Source organism: Bradyrhizobium yuanmingense, from assembly GCF_029167105.1.
GTDB lineage: Bacteria > Pseudomonadota > Alphaproteobacteria > Rhizobiales > Xanthobacteraceae > Bradyrhizobium > Bradyrhizobium yuanmingense_A.
This window is the reverse complement of the sequence record NZ_JARFML010000035.1, coordinates 1-17,623: the sequence shown is the minus strand read 5'-3', so window position 1 is coordinate 17,623 and position 17,623 is coordinate 1. Positions and strand designations below refer to the sequence as shown.

General features: G+C 64.0%; 17 protein-coding genes and 1 pseudogene. 12 read left to right on the top strand and 6 right to left on the bottom strand.

The annotated features are described in order from the left end of the window. Nucleotides 1–888, bottom strand: a complete 888-nt coding sequence (locus tag P0R31_RS32495) for a LysR family transcriptional regulator (RefSeq protein ID WP_225141478.1) — start codon at nucleotides 886–888, stop codon at nucleotides 1–3. A gap of 124 nt (nucleotides 889–1,012) precedes the next feature. Here P0R31_RS32495 and P0R31_RS32490 point away from each other — a divergent pair, with 124 nt between their 5' ends. From P0R31_RS32490 to P0R31_RS32460, 7 genes are all read left to right on the top strand, one after another. Continuing rightward, nucleotides 1,013–2,434, top strand: a complete 1,422-nt coding sequence (locus P0R31_RS32490) for an amidase (protein WP_275518735.1) — start codon at nucleotides 1,013–1,015, stop codon at nucleotides 2,432–2,434. An 84-nt stretch (nucleotides 2,435–2,518) separates the two neighbouring features. Further along, the gene (locus P0R31_RS32485; protein WP_172784338.1) at nucleotides 2,519–3,469 is read left to right on the top strand and encodes an ABC transporter permease; all 951 of its coding nucleotides are present in this window, start codon (nucleotides 2,519–2,521) and stop codon (nucleotides 3,467–3,469) included. Next, a complete protein-coding gene (locus P0R31_RS32480) occupies nucleotides 3,466–4,353 on the top strand; it encodes an ABC transporter permease (RefSeq protein ID WP_275518659.1) in 888 nt (295 codons plus the stop codon). The genes P0R31_RS32485 and P0R31_RS32480 overlap by 4 nt, the downstream gene beginning before the upstream one ends. 2 nt (nucleotides 4,354–4,355) lie before the next feature. Then, a complete protein-coding gene (locus P0R31_RS32475; protein WP_275518658.1) occupies nucleotides 4,356–5,369 on the top strand; it encodes an ABC transporter ATP-binding protein in 1,014 nt (337 codons plus the stop codon). Further along, entirely contained in the window at nucleotides 5,366–6,370 is a 1,005-nt protein-coding gene (locus P0R31_RS32470) for an ABC transporter ATP-binding protein (RefSeq protein WP_275518657.1), read from the top strand. The genes P0R31_RS32475 and P0R31_RS32470 overlap by 4 nt, the downstream gene beginning before the upstream one ends. Nucleotides 6,371–6,426: 56 nt before the next feature. Beyond that, a complete protein-coding gene (locus tag P0R31_RS32465; RefSeq protein WP_275518656.1) occupies nucleotides 6,427–7,923 on the top strand; it encodes an ABC transporter substrate-binding protein in 1,497 nt (498 codons plus the stop codon). Between the two features lie 229 nt (nucleotides 7,924–8,152). After that, on the top strand, nucleotides 8,153–9,808 hold the full coding sequence (locus P0R31_RS32460; RefSeq protein WP_275518655.1) for an amidase family protein: 1,656 nt from the start codon (nucleotides 8,153–8,155) through the stop codon (nucleotides 9,806–9,808). A 111-nt stretch (nucleotides 9,809–9,919) separates the two neighbouring features. Here P0R31_RS32460 and P0R31_RS32455 read toward each other — a convergent pair whose 3' ends face one another. The 3 genes from P0R31_RS32455 to P0R31_RS32445 all read right to left on the bottom strand — a co-directional run bounded on the left by P0R31_RS32455 (nucleotide 9,920) and on the right by P0R31_RS32445 (nucleotide 11,361). Further along, complete coding sequence (locus P0R31_RS32455; RefSeq protein ID WP_275518654.1) at nucleotides 9,920–10,297, bottom strand: PRC-barrel domain-containing protein; 378 nt, start codon at nucleotides 10,295–10,297, stop codon at nucleotides 9,920–9,922. Between the two features lie 688 nt (nucleotides 10,298–10,985). Further along, complete coding sequence (locus P0R31_RS32450) at nucleotides 10,986–11,153, bottom strand: hypothetical protein (RefSeq protein WP_275518653.1); 168 nt, start codon at nucleotides 11,151–11,153, stop codon at nucleotides 10,986–10,988. Between the two features lie 40 nt (nucleotides 11,154–11,193). Further along, nucleotides 11,194–11,361, bottom strand: coding sequence for a hypothetical protein (locus P0R31_RS32445; protein ID WP_275518651.1), 168 nt, complete (start codon nucleotides 11,359–11,361; stop codon nucleotides 11,194–11,196). 258 nt (nucleotides 11,362–11,619) lie between these two features. Between P0R31_RS32445 and P0R31_RS32440 the strand changes: the two genes are divergently transcribed. Continuing rightward, complete coding sequence (locus P0R31_RS32440) at nucleotides 11,620–13,704, top strand: hypothetical protein (protein ID WP_275518650.1); 2,085 nt, start codon at nucleotides 11,620–11,622, stop codon at nucleotides 13,702–13,704. A gap of 307 nt (nucleotides 13,705–14,011) precedes the next feature. On the opposite strand, the gene P0R31_RS32435 is transcribed toward P0R31_RS32440, so the two are convergent. Continuing rightward, nucleotides 14,012–14,908, bottom strand: a complete 897-nt coding sequence (locus P0R31_RS32435; protein WP_275518649.1) for a LysR family transcriptional regulator — start codon at nucleotides 14,906–14,908, stop codon at nucleotides 14,012–14,014. A 93-nt stretch (nucleotides 14,909–15,001) separates the two neighbouring features. Here P0R31_RS32435 and styA point away from each other — a divergent pair, with 93 nt between their 5' ends. The 3 genes from styA to P0R31_RS32420 all read left to right on the top strand — a co-directional run bounded on the left by styA (nucleotide 15,002) and on the right by P0R31_RS32420 (nucleotide 17,151). Beyond that, a complete protein-coding gene (styA, locus tag P0R31_RS32430; protein WP_275518648.1) occupies nucleotides 15,002–16,252 on the top strand; it encodes a styrene monooxygenase subunit StyA in 1,251 nt (416 codons plus the stop codon). A gap of 69 nt (nucleotides 16,253–16,321) precedes the next feature. Then, on the top strand, nucleotides 16,322–16,624 hold the full coding sequence (locus P0R31_RS32425; RefSeq protein ID WP_275518647.1) for an EthD family reductase: 303 nt from the start codon (nucleotides 16,322–16,324) through the stop codon (nucleotides 16,622–16,624). Further along, the gene (locus tag P0R31_RS32420) at nucleotides 16,624–17,151 is read left to right on the top strand and encodes a flavin reductase family protein (RefSeq protein WP_275518646.1); all 528 of its coding nucleotides are present in this window, start codon (nucleotides 16,624–16,626) and stop codon (nucleotides 17,149–17,151) included. Before P0R31_RS32425 ends, P0R31_RS32420 begins: the two co-directional genes overlap by 1 nt. A 27-nt stretch (nucleotides 17,152–17,178) precedes the next feature. Here the strand turns inward: P0R31_RS32420 and P0R31_RS32415 are convergent, their stop codons facing one another. After that, nucleotides 17,179–17,349, bottom strand: a complete 171-nt coding sequence (locus P0R31_RS32415; protein ID WP_275518645.1) for an RNA polymerase sigma factor region1.1 domain-containing protein — start codon at nucleotides 17,347–17,349, stop codon at nucleotides 17,179–17,181. A gap of 164 nt (nucleotides 17,350–17,513) precedes the next feature. Between P0R31_RS32415 and P0R31_RS32410 the strand changes: the two are divergent. After that, nucleotides 17,514–17,623 (top strand): annotated as a pseudogene (locus P0R31_RS32410) (IS5/IS1182 family transposase); the annotation flags it as partial.

Genomic DNA, 17,623 nt, shown 5'->3' with positions numbered 1-17,623 from the left:
TCACATCCGCGCGACGGCCTTCTCGGCACATTTGAGGAAGGTTCCGATCAGCGGACTGTGGGAGTCCCGCCGCCAACAGACTGCGATATCGAGGGAGTCAGCGACGTCACGCAGGGGCCTGAACACGACGCCGCGTGGCGCGCCGAGCTGTGCGCAGGCCGGCAGGATGGCGAGACCTTCGCCGGCCAGGACCAGGCTCATCGCCGAATGCACCGTCTCCACCCGGCTGGCGATCGGCATCACCACCTGGTGCCGACGCAATAAAGGGACGACCGCGGAGGAGGCGGGCCCATGGTCCGGATGCGGGAGTGCGATCAGCGGACGGCCCTGTAGCCGGGCCATCGGCACGGAGCTCAAGCGGGCGAGCGGAGAGCGGATCGGCATGGCCAGCATGAAGGGCTGTGCACCGATCTTTGCCACCTGGATCTCGGGATGATTGATCGCGGGCATACACAGCGCGACTGTGACGCTGCGGTCGAGCACGCGGGCCTCGCGCGTCGAGGCGCTGAGCTCAACGAAGCTGAGGTCGACGCCGGGAACCGCGCGGCGCAGTTCGGGGATGAGCCGCGGCAGCATCGCATTCGCCAGCACGAACATGTAACCCACCGACAGGCGGCCGCGCCGTCCCGAAGCAACCGCGCGCGCGGCTTCGGCGCCATCGGCTGCCAGCGCCAGCGCTTCGCTGGCGCGCGCCAGCAATGCCTGGCCGGCCTCGGTCAGATCCATGCCACGGGTGCCGCGGCGGAACAGCGGCGCGCCGATCTCGGCCTCGAGCTTGCGGATCTGGACCGAGAGCGGCGGCTGCGCCATCCGGAGCTGCTCGGCCGCCTTGCCGATGCTGCGCGCCTCGGCGACGGCGACGAAATAGCGGAGCCGGCGAAGATCCATTGGCATACCGTCAGCGTATGGGTTGGCGACAAAAATCGTATTGGACGGCGAGTTAACAAAACTGTCAGTCTCGCTGTCAATGTCTTCGGGCCAATGGCGGCCCGCTTCGGAGCGTGATGTGACGATGAACGGCGATCCCTGTCTGTTGTCCGCGACCGAGCTGCGCGGTCTCATCGCGACAAAGCGGATTTCGCCAGTCGAGCTCACCCGCGCCGTGCTCGCCCGCGCCGAGGCCCTACAGCCCGAATTGAACTGCTTCATCACGCTGTGCGGCGACGAGGCGATCGCAGCGGCACGCGAAGCCGAGCGCAAAGTGATGGCCGGCGAACCGCTCGGCCTGCTGCACGGCATCCCCGCAACCGTCAAGGACATCGTCAATACCAAGGGGGTCAAGACCACCTTTGGCGCCGTTCCCTACAAGAACAATGTGCCGGCCGAGGATGCCGTCGCCGTCGCGCGGTTGCGCAGCGAAGGCGCGATCCTGATCGGCAAGACCACGACGCCGGAGTTCGGCAGCAAGTGCCTCACCGATTCACCTTTGTTCGGTCGGACCCGCAATGCGTGGGACGCCTGCCGTTCCTCCGGCGGCTCCAGCGGCGGCGCGGCGGTTGCTGTGGCGAGCGGCATCGCGCCGCTCGCTATTGCGACCGACGGCGGTGGCTCGACGCGCATTCCGGCGGCCTGCAACGGTGTGGTGGGCCTGAAGCAGAGCAACGGCGTGATCCCGCACAGCCAGGCTCTCGATGTGTTCGGCAACCAGACCTATGTCACGCCGACCACCCGCACCGTCGCCGACACCGCATTGATGATGCAGGCGATGGCGGGCGAAGATCCTATCGATCCCTGGTCGATCGCCGTGCCCGTGTCCGACTTCATCGGCACCGCCGCCCCGCGTGGTGATTTGCGCGGGATGAGGATCCTGTACTGCCTGACGCCGCCGGGCCGTCCGGTCTCAGCCGAGGTCGCCGCCAGTTTCAAGGCGAGCCTCGACCGGTTGGCCGGGTTAGGGGCCGAGCTCGAGGAATTCTCCGGCGAGGGATTCGACATCGAGCCGATCTGGCGCGCCATCAACCACACCGTCTGGCGGACGCGCTTTGCCAAGCTTGCGGCCGAGCATCGGGACGAGCTGAGCGAAGCCTTCCTCAAGCAGCTCGCGCTCGCCAGCGAGGTCAGCGGCATCGACTATCAGGAGGCGATGTTCGCGCGCACCGCGTTGTTCCGCCGCGTGCAATCGCTGCTTGCGCGCGGTCACCTGCTGGCGATGCCGACGCTGACGCGCACCGCGCTGCCGATCAACCAGGACCTGTTCGGCAGCATCGAGATCGACGGCAGACATTTCGACAGCGTCCGGCCGCATTGGTTTCCCTGGACCATGCCGTTCAACATGACCGGTCACCCCGCGATCAGCCTTCCCTCGGGCTTTGCGCGCGACGGCTTGCCGATCGGGCTCCAACTGGTCGGCCGTTTCCGGGCTGACGCGGAATTGCTACGCGTGAGCGCACTGTTCGAGGCGTCAAGCGACTTTCTGTCCCGCTGGCCGGCTTGAGGACATGGAGATGCAGCAAAGAGCTTGCTTAAGGCGTCCGGACATGTTGATCGTGGCCTGGGTGAGCCCTGAAGCCGAGCGCGCATGAGCGTCTTTGTCCTCCGACGTCTGTTGACTCTGCTGGCGACGCTGGTCGGCGCATCGCTGATCATCTTCCTGGTGCTCGACGCGCTGCCCGGTAACGCCGCGCAGATGCTGATGGGCGCCGACGCTTCGCCGGACGCGGTGCGCGCGCTCACGGTCAAGCTCGGGCTCGACCAGCCGCTGGCCGTTCGCTACGTGCAATGGATCAAGGGCCTCCTCGTCGGCGATCTCGGCAATTCCTATGTCTACGGCACCCCGGTCGCCAGCCTGATCGCCGAGCGGCTGGTATTGACCATTCCGCTCGCGATCATGGCGATGACGATCACGGTGACGCTGGCGCTTTCGGCCGGCATCTACACCGCCGCCAACCACAACAAGCTCGGCGACGTCGGCGTGATGTCGTTGACGCAAGTGGGTATCGCGCTCCCGAACTTCTGGTTCGCCATTCTGCTCGTTCTGCTGTTCTCGGTGCGCCTGCAATGGCTCTCGGCGGGCGGCTTTGCCGGCTGGGAGGACGGCATCTGGCCGGGGATCAAGTCGCTGCTGTTGCCCGCGATCTCGCTCGCGGTGGTGCAGGCCGCGATCCTCGCGCGCGTCACGCGCTCGGCCGTGCTCGAAGTGCTGCGCGAGGACTTCGTCCGCACCGCCCGCGCGAAGGGCCTCGGCAAGCGCGAGGTGCTGTGGAGCCACGTGCTGCGCAATGCCATGATCCCGGTGATGACCGTGATGGGGCTGCAATTCGCCAATCTGCTCGCCGGCACCATCGTGATCGAGAACGTGTTCTACCTCCCGGGCCTCGGCCGCCTCATCTTCCAGTCAATCGCCAATCGCGACCTGATCGTGGTGCGCAATTGCGTGATGCTGCTCGCCGCGATGGTGGTGATCGTCAACTTCGTGGTCGATGTGCTCTATGCCTTCATCGATCCCCGCATCAAGGTGCACGACCTGTGAGCGCGCCGATCGTCATCGACGCGCCCGTCGCAACGCGTCCGCTGCCGGCGCGCACGTTCTGGCGCCGCGCGCTGCGCCACCGCAGCTTCGTCCTCGGTGGCACGCTGAGCCTTCTGGTGCTGGCTTCGGCGCTATTGTCGCTGGTATGGACGCCGTGGTCGCCTTACGAGATCGACATCGCCGCAAAGCTTCGGCCGCCCTCGGCGGCGCATTGGCTCGGCACCGATTCCTTCGGCCGCGACATCGTCTCGCTGCTGCTTGCGGGCGCCCGGTCCACCATCATGGTCGGTGTCATTGCCGTCAGCATCGGTCTCACCTTCGGCGTCACGCTGGGCCTGATCGCCTCGGCCCGGCGCGGCTGGACGGAGGAGATCATCATGCGCTTTTCCGACTTCACTTTCGCCTTTCCAGCCGTGCTGTCCGCGATCATGCTCGCGGCGGTCGTCGGGCCCGGCATGGTGACCTCGATCGTCGCGATCGGCATCTTCCAGATCCCGACCTTGACCCGGCTGACGCGCGGCTCGGCCAATGCGATCTGGGCGCGCGAATTCGTGCTGGCGGCGCGGGCGGCGGGCAAGGGGCGCTTCCGCATCACCATCGAGCATGTGCTGCCGAACATCCTGTCGATCCTGATCGTGCAGGTCACCATCCAATTCGCGCTCGCCATCCTCGCCGAGGCCGCTTTGTCCTATCTCGGCCTCGGAACGCAGCCGCCGCAACCGTCCTGGGGGCGGATGCTGAACGACGCGCAGACGTTGCTGTTCCAGTCGCCGATGCTCGCGGTCTATCCGGGCGTTGCGATCGCAATCTCGGTGCTCGGCCTCAACCTGCTCGGTGACGGATTGCGCGACCTGCTCGATCCCCGGCTGGCGCGAGAGCGATGACGATGGCCGAGCGCTCCGACACGCCGCTGATCGAGGTCGAAAATCTCGGCGTTCGCCTTAACACCAGCCGTGGGCCGGCGCAGGCCGTGCGCGGGGTCAGCTTTGCGCTGAAGCGCGGCGAGACGCTCGGGCTCGTCGGCGAGTCCGGCTGCGGCAAGTCGGTCACGGCGTTGTCGTTGATGGGGTTGCTGCCGGACAGTGCCGTCGTCACCGGCAGCATCAAGCTGGACGGCGACGAGCTCATCGGACTTGCGGATGCCGACTATTGCCGCCTGCGCGGCAACCGCATCAGCATGATCTTCCAGGAGCCGATGACTGCGCTCAACCCGATGCACACGATCGGCAACCAGGTCGCCGAGCCGCTGCGGCGTCACAAGAACTATTCGGCGGCGCAGGCTCGTAAAGAAGCAATCGCCTTGCTCGACCGCGTCGGGTTGCCCGACCCGGCGCGGCGCGTCGATGCCTATCCCCATCAGTTCTCCGGCGGGCAGCGCCAGCGCATCACCATCGCGATGGCGCTCGCTTGCGAGCCGGACCTCTTGATCGCGGACGAACCGACCACCGCGCTCGACGTCACCATCCAGGGCCAGATCCTCGACCTCATCGCCGACCTCGTCGAGGAGCGCGGCATGTCGATGATCCTGATCTCGCACGATCTCGGCGTCATCGCCGAGAACGTGCAGCGCATGATGGTGATGTATGGCGGCACCGTCGTCGAGAGCGGGCCGACCGACGAAGTCTTCCGTCGCATGGGCCATCCCTACACGCAGGGCCTGTTCCGTGCCCGGCCCAAGCTCGGCGCGCGCAAGGGGACGCGGCTGAAGACGATCTCGGGCACGGTGCCGGAGCTTGCCGATCTGCCGTCCGGCTGCACCTTCTCCGATCGCTGTCCGCTCGTGATCGACCAGTGCCGCGCGGCGCTGCCGCCGATGGTGGACGTCGGCCCGGGCCATTTTGCGCGCTGCATAAGAACGGACGTGTCGATGGCCGAACGCGTCGGAGCGCTGACCGCATGAGCACCGCGCCGCTTCTCGACGTCAGGGATCTCGAACAGCGCTATACGCTGCCGCGCGAGAGCCTGTTCCGTCCGCCGGGACAGGTGCGCGCGCTCAACGGTGTCAGCGTGCAGGTCCGGGCCGGCAGGAGCCTTGGCATCGTCGGCGAGTCCGGCTCCGGCAAGTCCACCTTCGCGCGCGTCGTGATGGCGCTGGAGCGGCCGACCGCAGGACAGGTCGCGCTGCTCGGGCGCGATCTCAACCGCTTGCCGGCCGACGAGCTGCGCCGCGCCCGGCGCGATTTCCAGATGGTGTTCCAGGATCCCTATGGCTCGCTCGATCCGCGACAGACCATCGCGCGGATCGTCGCCGAGCCGCTGACCGTGCTGGAAGGCGCCGACCGCACCACGTTCCGCGACCGCGTCGCCGCCGTGCTGCGCCAGGTCGGCTTGCGCGATGCGGACATGGAAAAATATCCGCACGAGTTCTCCGGCGGCCAGCGCCAGCGCATCGCGATTGCGCGTGCGCTGATCACCCAGCCGAAGCTGATCGTTGCCGACGAGCCGGTCTCGGCGCTCGACGTCTCTGTGCAGGCCCAGGTGCTGAACCTGATGCAGGACCTCCAGGAGCAGTTCGGTCTGAGCTACATCCTGATCAGCCACGACCTCGCCGTCGTCGACTATCTCTGCGACGAGGTCGCGGTGATGTATCTCGGCCGCATCGTCGAGCAGGGCCGGCCAGAGGATTTGTTCGAGCACGGCGCCCATCCCTATACGCGGGCGCTGCTGGATGCGGTGCCGCGGGCGCGCGCCGGGGGTGGCCGGCGCCGGCGCGGGGCCCAGGCGATCGCCTCGCAATCGGCGGCGGCGGCCGGATGCCCCTATGCATCGCGCTGCGTCCTTGCCGACCAGCATTGCCGAGAGGTTCCGCCAGAGTTACGCAAGGTGGGCGAGGGGCACCTTGCCGCCTGCCACAAGGCCGAGGCTGTGATGGCGTTGCCGCAGGCGGCCATGGAAGGTTAGTGTTCAGGGCAGGATTGGCGTTAAGCTGGAAACAGGATTGGCAGGGGAGTTTGCGCATGTTCAGGAAATTATCGATCGTCGCCTTTGCCGCTGCGCTCGTCGCGGCGCCTCTGCCGGTGCTGGCGCAGAGCAAGAAGGACAGCGTCGTCATGGCGATGGCGCTGGAGCCACCGGGGCTCGACCCCACCAACGCCGCCGCGGCGGCGATCGCCGAGGTCACGCTCTACAACATCTATGAGACGCTGACCAAGATCAACGAGGACGGCTCGGTCTCGCCGCTGCTGGCGGAGAGCTGGACCGCCTCGCCCGATCTGAAGACCTATACGTTCAAGCTGCGCAAGGGCGTCAAATTCCACAATGGCGAGCCGTTCAATTCCGCCGCGGTGAAGTTCTCGTTCGAGCGCAACGCAGCCCCGACCAGCACCAACAAGGACAAGAGCCTGTACCAGGCGTTCGAGAAGGTGGAGACGCCCGACACTGAGACCGTCGTGATCACCATGAAATATGGCGAGCCGAATTTGCCGTTCCTGCTCGGGCAGGCGGGCGGCTCGATCGTCGAGCCGAAGAGCGCGGCGACGAACATCACGCAGCCGGTCGGCACCGGGCCTTATCAGCTCGCGGCCTGGGCCAAGGGCTCCTCGATCACCCTGAACAAATGGGCCGACTACCGCAACGCCGCTGCGGTTAAGCTGTCCAAGGTGACGATCCGCTTCATCTCCGAACCGGCGGCGCAGACCGCCGCACTGCTGTCGGGTGACGTCGATGCATTCCCGCGCGTCGCCGCGGCGCGCGCCTTGGCACAGTTCAAGGCCGATCCGCGCTTCACGGTGCTGGTCGGCGGCTCCCGCGCCAAGACCATCGTCGCGATCAACCATCGCAAGAAGCCGCTGGACGACGTCCGCGTCCGCCGCGCCATCCTTGCCGCGATCGACCGCAAGGCCATGATCGACGGCGCCGTCGACGGCTTCGGCACGCCGATCGGGAGCTTCTACGTGCCGGGCGCGCTCGGTTATGTCGACACCACCGGCATCAACCCCTACGACCCCGAGAAGGCCAAGAAGCTGCTCGCGGAGGCCGGCGTCACCACGCCGCTCGAACTGTCGCTCAAGCTGCCGCCGCCGTCCTATGCGCGGCAGGGCGGGGAGATCGCCGCGGCCCAGCTCGCCAAGGTCGGCATCATCGCCAAGATCGAGAACGTCGAATGGGCGCAATGGCTGTCCCAGGTGTTCGCCGGCAATGGTCCGCACAATTTCGATCTGACCATCGTCAGCCATGTCGAGCCGTTCGACCTCGTCAAGATCACCGAGCCGGACTATTACCTCGGTTACAACAACGAGAAGTTCAACGCGCTCTACAAGCAGATCGTCTCGACGCCGGATGAAGCCGGCCGCGCAAAGCTGCTCGGCGACGCCCAGCGCATGCTCGCCACCGACGCGGTCTCCGCCTATCTGTACCAGCCGCAGCTCATCACCATCACCAACAAGAAGCTGAAGGGCGTCTGGAAGGACGTGCCGCAATTCGAGAACGATTTCTCCACGTGGTATTGGGAGTAGCCGGCGTCCGTTGCTGTGCCCTCTCCGAGTGCAGGAGAGGGCAGCTCCAAACAAAAACCTGAAAAACAACCCCATGCACAGTAGCCGGGGTCAGTCATTTCAATGGTTTGCACGTTGCGCCTGTGTGATCGAGGCGATTCGCCCGAAAGTTGAACCGTCGGGCAAAACACTGGCATGATGGCATGCTCGAGTCTCGTGGTGGAGACGCGCGCCGTCGGGCGAGGCAGCCGTGCAGGAATCATCCCGCCGCGATGCCGGCATTGCCGCGGCGGCCGTCAGCGCCGAGGCGCCGATCTCCCCAGAGCTTGATCATGCAAAGCTCGATCATGCGTCGATGAGCGATATCGCTCATGCTTTGGCCGATGGGCAGGCCACCGCCACCGCGCTGGTCAAAGCCTATTTCGCGCGCATCCAAGCCTATGACCGCGACGGGCCTAAGCTCAACGCGGTCCGCGCGCTCAATGCCGACGCGCTCGCGATCGCGGGCGGGCTCGACGGCGTCAAGCCGTCTGCCGAGCGACCGCTGGCCGGCATCCCGATCCTGGTGAAGGACAACATCGCGACCGGCGACGCGCAGCCGACCACGGCGGGCTCGCTGGCGCTGGAAGGCGCGCGCGCACGGGCCGATGCGACGCTCGTCAAGCTGCTGCGCGAGGCCGGTGCGGTGATCCTCGGCAAGGCGAACCTGACCGAATTTTCAAACATGCTCGCAATCGACATGCCCGCCGGCTATTCGTCGCTGGGCGGCCAGGTGAAGAACCCCTATGCGCCGGCGCTGGCCGACGACCACGGCATCCCTGTCGTGTCCCCGGGCGGCTCGAGCGCGGGTTCGGCGGTCGCGGTGGCGGCAGGTCTGTGCGCGGCCTCGATCGGCACGGAGACTTCGGGGTCGCTATTGTGGCCCGCCAGCCAGAATGGCCTGGTCACCGTGAAGCCGACCGTCGGCCTGATCAGTCGTGCCGGCATCGTGCCGATCGCGCATAGTCTGGACACCGCGGGGCCGATGACGCGGACCGTGCGCGACGCGGCGCTGCTGCTCAACGTGCTCGCTGCGAAGGACCCGCTCGATCTCGCGACGCAGAAGCAGCGGCGGCCCGCCGATTTCACCGTCGGCCTTGCTGCCGACGCGTTGAAGGGCGCGCGGATCGGCGTCCCGAGCGATCCCGCCGATCCCCTGAACGATCCCTTCTTCCGCAAGCTGCCCCCCAAAGGCGCGAAGGTGGTGGCCGAAGCGATCAAGGTGCTGGAGGATCTCGGCGCCGTGATCGTGCGCGCCAGCATGCCGACAGCCGGCTGGATGAGCGGACCGGGGACGATCATGGCCGTGCTCAACCGCAATCCGCTGAGCGCCAACAGGGGCAATGCAGTCACGCAGCGGATCGTCTTCCTCTACGAGTTGAAACGAGACCTCAACCTCTATCTGAGGGATTGGGCGACCAACACCGCCATCAAGACCATGACCGACATCGTGGCCTTCAACGAAGCGAATGCGGGCAAAGCGCTCCGCTTCGGCCAGGACAACCTCCTCGCCGCCGACCTCACAAGGGCCGACCTCAGCGAGCGCGAGTACAGGGCGGCACTTGCCATGGACCTGCACTGCGCCAGGACCCGCGGCATGGATGCGTACATGAACCAGCACAAGCTCGATGCCGTGCTGTTCCCAGGCAGCGAAGGCGCCGCGATCACCGCCAGGGCAGGCTATCCCAGCGTCATGGTGCCGTGCGGCTTCGTCGCGGGCGTCGACGGCAAGGACACGCCCGACTATCCGCTCGGCGTCACCTTCGCAGGTCGCGCCTGGAGCGAGCACAAGCTGCTGCGCCTGGCCTACGCGTATGAACAGGCCTCCGCCAAGCGCAAGCCACCGCCCGGTTTGCCGGCGCTCTAGAGTGCACTATGCGTGCGCAGGTCTGTGCCGATGGCATGTGCCGACAAATCCGCTGTCTGTTCTCGGCGATCCAGCGGAAGCGCCGTCCTGCTTCCGGCGCGTCGCCTGACGCTATAGGCCACCTCGCCCTTCCCAGTAAGTGGGCGTCCCATAATACCGGTGGGTTCGCGTTTCCCAGTCTCGATCCTGCCAGGAGTCATCGCTGAACTCGGGCGCGTCCTTTAGCTGTTGCTCTGTGATATTAGTTCGGAAGCCCTCGAGCGACGTATCATACCTCAGAGCGCCCCAGGGAATGGGGTAGTGGCTGTGACCCAAGCCAACAAATCCGCCGAAGCTCATGACGGCATAAGCTACGCGGCCTGACACCTTGTCGATGATGAGGTGATCAATCTCACCGATATTCTTTCCATCCGCTCCGTAGACCTCGGTTCCCTGAATGTCTTCGCTTGAGATACAGTGATGATCCGGGTGGGCTGTTGCGCGGGCCATGACTTTGTCTCCTTCACAGGTGGTTTTGCCCGCTTAACTCGGCGGCTACGAAGGCGTTCCTGCGTTAAGCGCCCGTCGCACCGCCAAATCGACGCGATTGGCCCGAGGGCAAAGTTCCTGTTTGGCTCAGCTATGGTCTGCTGACCAAACACTCCGGAAGTGACACGGCGCCGTTTCAAGCCGGCGCTGCTGGACCCGAAGCGGACAGAAAATCATGCGCCTCGCAGCTAGATCTCTTTCAGCCGGTGATACCTCTCTCGGTCGCGAGACTTACAAGCCGTTTCCCAACGGCACGGACAAAATAACTTGGGCAATAGCAACCAAGCTCGTTCGGGTCCATTGTCGAGCGATGATTGATCCGCTTTTCGCTCGCGCTCAGCTCGCTATTGAAGAGAGCAAAGCTCTTCAAGAGGAAAAGCGCGCATTGCAAGCTCGTCAACATCATACTCGGGAGACGCTTCGTATCTCCGTAGTTGAGAGCGCAATGTGCCGGACAGAAACCAAGGCATACCGAGACGACCGGCGATAATGGATCACTCAGCTATCGCAAAGCGCCCGCGACCAAGCCTAAGAAAATGGCGGAAAATCAGGACATCATAGCTCTGCATCAAAAGCCAGTTAGATCGCCCTCACTACAAAGCTCAGAACTGAAACCGATGGTCCCGCTCCTACGGCATCGGAAGCAGAACTAAGGCTGCAGATGCCCTAGAAGCCGCTGCCGGTCCTGTTCAAGAATACGCTGATCCTTGCGCATGGCGTCGAGCTCTGCTTCAGCTTCCGTTGTGTCCTGTTTGCTACGCTTAAGCTCAACAATGCGCGCCTCGCACGCGGCCATCCGCCGCTCTCCTTCAATCACTTGTCGTTCCACGTTCCTGAGTTGATCTGAAAGAGCTTCTCTAGACATAAGACGCCACTTCCGCGCGGGAACGCCTCTTGGCAAGATGCGCGACCAGGAGAATGCCGAACATCCAGAGCGGGAAAGTCGCGGCACTCATCTCGATGCTTCCGCGGCGTTTCATCGAGCGCTGGTTATTGAACATGTGGAGCTGAACGAGCCAATGCATGCAGACGTTCCTAATGGCCTAGGATAATCTCGGCGACCGTTATGGATGACCGCTTCTGGACCCTCAGCGGAAATCGATGGCAATGCGGCCGATAGCGACTTTTGCCCCATGGCCAGCCTTGATCTATCTCAAGGAGTTGTTGTTCCGCGCTTGGACAGTGCAGGGTAGAAACGACGTGCGCCAGAAAGACCCGCTGACCTATTGAAATTCCGCAGTCTAACCACCTGCTAACCGTTCCCCTCGGCCGAGGAGATCACTATGCGCTTTTCCTTTCTTGCCTTCGCTTTTGTCGCAGTAGGCTTCGGGGAGGTCGCCTCAGCACAGCACCTTATCGGCCATGTCGGTGGTGGCGGTGGTCCCATCGCAAAGTCGATAGTGACGCTATGGGCAGCGAGTGAGGCAGCGCCTGTCAAGCTGTCAGAAGCAAGCACGGATGACGACGGCGCCTTTCGCTTTCAGTTCGACACCGAAAAGGCTGGCGGCGGCGTGCTTTACCTGACCGCCAGAGGTGGGGAGCCCAAGATGGGCGGCTCCGGAGGAGCGAACCCGGCCATCGCGTTGATGACAACCTTGGGCACCGGTGCGCCGACAGAAGTGACCATCAACGAACTCACGACCGTGGCATCGGTATGGACTGCCGCGCAGTTCTTGAGGGGTGAGACGCTCAGCGGTCATGCGCTCGGATTGAAGATAGCCGCCGGCAATGTGCCTAATCTGGTGGATCTCACGACCGGCGGATTGGGTCCAGTGATCCAAGATCCATTGAACAGCACGCAGACCACCACTCTGGCTACGTTGAACACGTTGGGCGCCTTGCTGGCGGGCTGCATCACTCGCGTGCAGGCCGACGCCTGCGAAAGGTTGTTTCAGGCTTCCACGCCGCCAGGAAAGTCCGCTCCGACCGATACGTTGACTGCGGCCGAGGCTATCGCGCTGCATCCATGGAATGAGCCCGCGAAACTCTTTGCATTGTTGGACTATTTCTATCCGGCCCGGCAGGAGGCGGGCTCGCGCGCCGTCCCATTCCGGCCCTACCTTTTGTTCGCTCCCGGCACATGGACCATCGCGCTGCGTTACGCCGGCGGCGGTTTGAACGGCCTCGGCGGCATCGGCATCGATGGCGATGGCAACGCCTGGGCGGCAAACAACCAGATGGCAGGCTCGCAATCGACCATGTTCGGCGGGATCGGCGGCACGCTCTCCGCACTCGCTCCGAATGGCCGTCCAATCTCGCCGATGACCACCGGCTATACCGGGGGCGGCGTGGACTTTCCCGGCTGGGGCCTCACCATCGCGGGCGACGGCAAGGTGTGGGTGACAAGTATCGGAGGCAAGACGATTTCGGTGTTTGACAAGAAAGGGAAGCCGCTGTCCCCATCGACTGGTTACAACTTGAATGGGCAACTCGGTGGAATGCAGGGCGTCAATACGACCCCCGATGGCGATGTCTGGGCGCTGGATTCAAGCAAGAGCCAAATCGTCCACTTACCAAAGGGCGATCCGGCACAGGCACGCATCCTGTGCCGCACTGTTAACGACAAGCCAGTCGACGGCACGTGCCAGGTCAAGGGACCGTTCCACGTCGCGTTCGACCTGCAAGGCCGAGTCCTGGTTTCCAATTCCAACTCCAACACGGTAACCCGCTTCCCGGCGAATGATCCCGGCAAAGCCGAACAATTGAAGGTCGGTTACAGCCCCCATGCCATCGCCATCGATAGCCAGGGCAATGCATGGGTCGCAAATACATTGGGCGAGCCAAGCATCAGGGAAAAGCTGGACTTGCTCCGGGCCAAGATGCGGAGCGCGCTGGAAAGCAAACTGACACCCGCGAGCGGTGGTGACGAGACGGTGGAAAAATTCATCGCCCTGGTCCGCATCATCGAGGAATTCCCCGGCGGCAGCGTCAGCATGATACGCCCGGACGGCAGCCAGGCGCCCGGCTCGCCGTTTGATGGTGGCGGGAGCATCAGCGGGCCTTGGGGCATTACAATTGACGGCAATGACCACGTGTGGGTCGCGAATGGTTTCGGCAAAACGCTTACCGAGCTTTGCGGCGTGCGCACTGAGACATGTCCTCCTGGCTTCAAGACGGGCGACGCGATCTCTCCCCCCAAAACCGGCTACGCGGGGAAAGGGATGCAATTTCTGACCGGTGTTGTCGTCGATCCGGCCGGGAATGTGTGGGCTGCCAACAATATCGATCTCATGGATGAGGTTTGTCTAACGAAGACCCCTGACGAAACCCTCTCGACCCGCTGTGGCGGCAACGCCTTCGTAGTATTCTTCGGCTTGGCGAAACCCGTGCGGACACCAGTGGTCGGCAGCCAAGTTCGACCATGGTAAGCCGGCTTGTAGCTTGGGGGTCACCAACGATAGAGGGAGTCCAAATATTGAGGCTTGGCCGTCGTTGGATATAGCAGCCAGCGCCGCTTCTACGCGGGAAGAAGGTGATCGGATGACATGACCGCTTATGGCCCATCGCTTCCGTTAGGACGTGGCGACGGGTTGTCCGGAAACGGGGCTAAACCGGCAGCGCCCGACCGCCGGGCAAGCCGGCAGCTTTGTGGCCCCTTTCCAGACGCCGAAGACTCAACGGAACGAGCCGACTTCCGTCGTCGCCGAAGGGGCGAGATCAGCGTTTCGAAAGCGATCAGCCGAGCGCAAAGACGTCCGCACGTTCGATGATCAGATCGCGAAACAGTCGCGCCCGGTGCGACATCCATTGCGGATCGGGATAGACGACATGCATGGGCAGCGGCGGTACGACGAAGTCGGGCAGCACATGGATGAGACGGCCGGCCGCGATGTGCTCGAGGGTGCACCAGTTCGGCAGCACGGCGACGCCGATCCCCTCCAATGCAGCCAGCGTCATCACGTCCGCATCGTCGCAGGTCATCGCCGGCGCGATGTCGACGACGTAACGGCCGGTTTCGGATTCGAACGTCCACTGATTCTTCTGCGACAGCCGTGAATAGGTGACGCAGGGCATGCGGCGCAGATGGTCCGGCAGCGAGGGCACCTGATGGCGCGCAAGCAGTCCGGGCGCCGCCACCAGCAGCCGTTTGATGGTGCCCACCCGCCGCGCCACCAACGAACTCGAATTGAGGCTGCCGATCCGTATCGCAAGCTCGGTCCCGGTTTCGATGAGGTCGACGAACTGTTCGGTAAAACTGACGTCCAGCCGGACATCGGGATAGCGGCGGGTGTATTCGGCGAAGATCTCACGGAAGAAGAAGCGGCCGAACGAGGTCGGCACCGTCATCCGCAACGTCCCCGACGGATTGCCGATCCGGCTCTGCGTCGGCGCGCCGGCGCTTTCGAGCAGCGCGACAATGTCCTTGGCGTATTTCAACACACGGTCGGCTTCCGGGGTCGGCCGCAGCTTGCGCGTGGTGCGCACGAACAGGCGGCAGCGAAACTCGGCTTCCAGCAGCGCGATCCGCTTGCTGATCGCCGGCTGACCCAGACCGAGGTCGTCGGCGGCTTGGGTGAAACTCCCTGCCTCCATCACCCGGATGAAGGTCTGCAGCGCCTCGATCCGGTCCATTCATTCCTCGCCGGAATTTATATTATTCTGGCCATTCCATATACGGCATGGCTGGTCCGGTCTAGCCTTCCTGCGTTCAGGGGAGGAACGCGAATGAGCAAATCGATCGGCATTCTCGGGGCCGGCATCGGCGGCCTGCATCTGGCACTCTACCTGCAGAAGCAGGGCATCATGGCAACCGTGCTGACGGATCGCGCCCCGGAGCAATATGCGGCGACGCGGCTGATGAACACCGTCGCGCATCACGGCGTCACCATCGCGCGCGAGAACGAGCTCGGCGTGAACCACTGGGACGATCCCCGCGTGGTCTATCACCACCACGATCATTACTTCAATTTCCCGAACGGCGGGCTGCTGTTCCGCGGTGCATTTCAACGGCCGAGCCGCGCGGTTGATTATCGGATCTACCTGCCGGCCCTGATGAAGGATTTCGAGGATCGTGGCGGCCTGATCGAATATGCCAGCATTCAGGATGACGACATCCCCGCGCTGGTCTCGCGCTTCGACCTTCTCGTGGTCTCCACCGGCAAGGGCGCGCTCGGGCGCATGTTCGCTCACCGGCCCGAACTCTCTCCGTACAGTCGGCCGCAGCGCCTGCTTTGCGTCGGCCTGTACGACGGCGTCGATCACGGCAGCCCGGATGGCGACGATCCGCGTGGCGTCACCCTGTCCGTCTCGCCCGGCCACGGCGAGATGATCGTCATTCCCACGCTGACCTTCGGCGGCATGAAGACGGCGCTGTTGATGGAAAACATCCCCGGCGGCGACATGGCCGACCTGGTGTCGCTCAGCTACGATGCCAACCCGGCAGCATTCCGCCAGACCCTTCTGGACAAGCTGGAAAAGCATCATCCGCACACCTACAACCGGATCGACACCCACCGCTTCGGGCTGGCTCAGCCGCTCGACCTGCTGCAAGGCGCGGTGGTGCCGACGGTGCGGCAATCCTGGGTGGCTTTCGACGGTGACAAGCTCGCCATTGCCCTGGGCGACGTTCACTCCGTCGTCGATCCCTTGATGGGCCAGGGCGCCAACATGGCCTCATATGCCGCCTTCGAGCTCGGCAGGGCGATCGCCGACGCGGTGGCATTCGATGCGCGCTTCGTCGAGGATGTCGACCGCGCGCGCGAGAACCGCGTGCTGGCCGCTGCCCGCTGGACCAACATGATGTTGCAGCCGCCGTCGGAGGCCATGGGCCGGCTGATCTTCGCCATGTCGCAGGACCGGGAGCTTTGCGACGAGTTCACCGAGAACTTCAATTATCCGGAGCGCCAGTGGGATCGTTTGGCGAGCGACAAGCGCATCCACGCCTGGATCGATAGCCGCGGCAGGATCGCCGCCTGACGCCGAACCGCCATACGGAATCGATCCTGTCCTGGGCGGTTGGCTGAACCATGTCTGAGAGGAGCACCAATGCACTGCCTGACCGTTCTCTACCCGACGCCCGACGATCCATCGGGCTTCAGGGCCTATTACGTAGACAAGCACGTCCCCCTGGCCGCGACGCTCCCTGGTCTGGTGCGTCATCATTACGCTTTCCCCCAACGACTCGGACCGGGGGAGGCGCCTTTCTGCATCTTCCAGGCCTTCTTCCCCGACGCGGCTGCGATGGACGCGGCGCTCGGTTCGGAGATCGGCCGGAAGGTCGCAGCCGACGTGCCGAACTATTCGCCCAGGGGGGCGACACTCTGTCATTTCACGATCGAAGGCGCGTAATGGGCCATCATGCCGAACCGGCCGGTTTTCGGGCAGCCGCATCGCGGTTCGCGACGGGCATTGCGGTCGTCGCGACGGTCGATGAGGATGGCGCGCCGCTCGGCATGACCGCCAACAGCTTCACGACCGTTTCGGCAAACCCGCCGACGGTGCTTGTCTCTCTCATGCACGGGCGGACGTGGCAGGCTGTGGCCAGGTCCGGCGTCTATTCGGTCAATGTCCTGCATGCGGAAGACGCTGCGCTCTGCGCGCACTTTGCCGGAAAGCCCTTGTTGCGCGACGCTCCGCCGCTCGTCCTTCGCCAAGGATTTTTCGTGCTCCCGCAGGCCATCGCGCAGTTCGCCTGCGAGGTGGTCCAATCGATCGATATCGCCGACCATACGCTCTTCATCGGCGAGGTGCGCTGGTGCCGGCAGAACGAGGGAACGCCTCTCGCATTCTACGCCAGCCGTCTTCGAAAGGGCGTGGGGATGGAAATCTCTTCCGCGGATGCTGTTGCCTATCCCAGTGACGGATGGTGGACCTAGACCTACATTGCGCCAGGCGCCAAATCGTCAGTCTTCTTCAATCCGAATTCCAGCCTCGCTCACAGCGCTCAGAATACGGTCGATGTCTTCGGGGCTCAGTACACGGCTGTCACAAATCTGATTCAACTGATCGAATGTGATCTTGCCGCTCCGTTCGCCAATTTCGATGGCGCGTCGTATGATGTCCGGCACGAGCATGTTCTCACCGTTTGTCCTGCTGGGTTCGCATTGAGAGCCTTCGCTGCGGCCATCCTTCGAGACGCCCGCTTTGGGCGGGCTCCTCAGAGCCTGACCGAAAAAGGTGAGCGGCTTTAGCGGGCTTGTGATTCCTTCGGATTTGCAAAAATTCGAGGGAGGACACCATGCCGTGGACCAAAGCCGCTCGTATCAAGTATCAGCGCAGTGGACTGCGTTACGCAAGCGATCTGACCGATGCCGAATGGGCGCTGATCGCCCGGAAGATGCCCCCGCG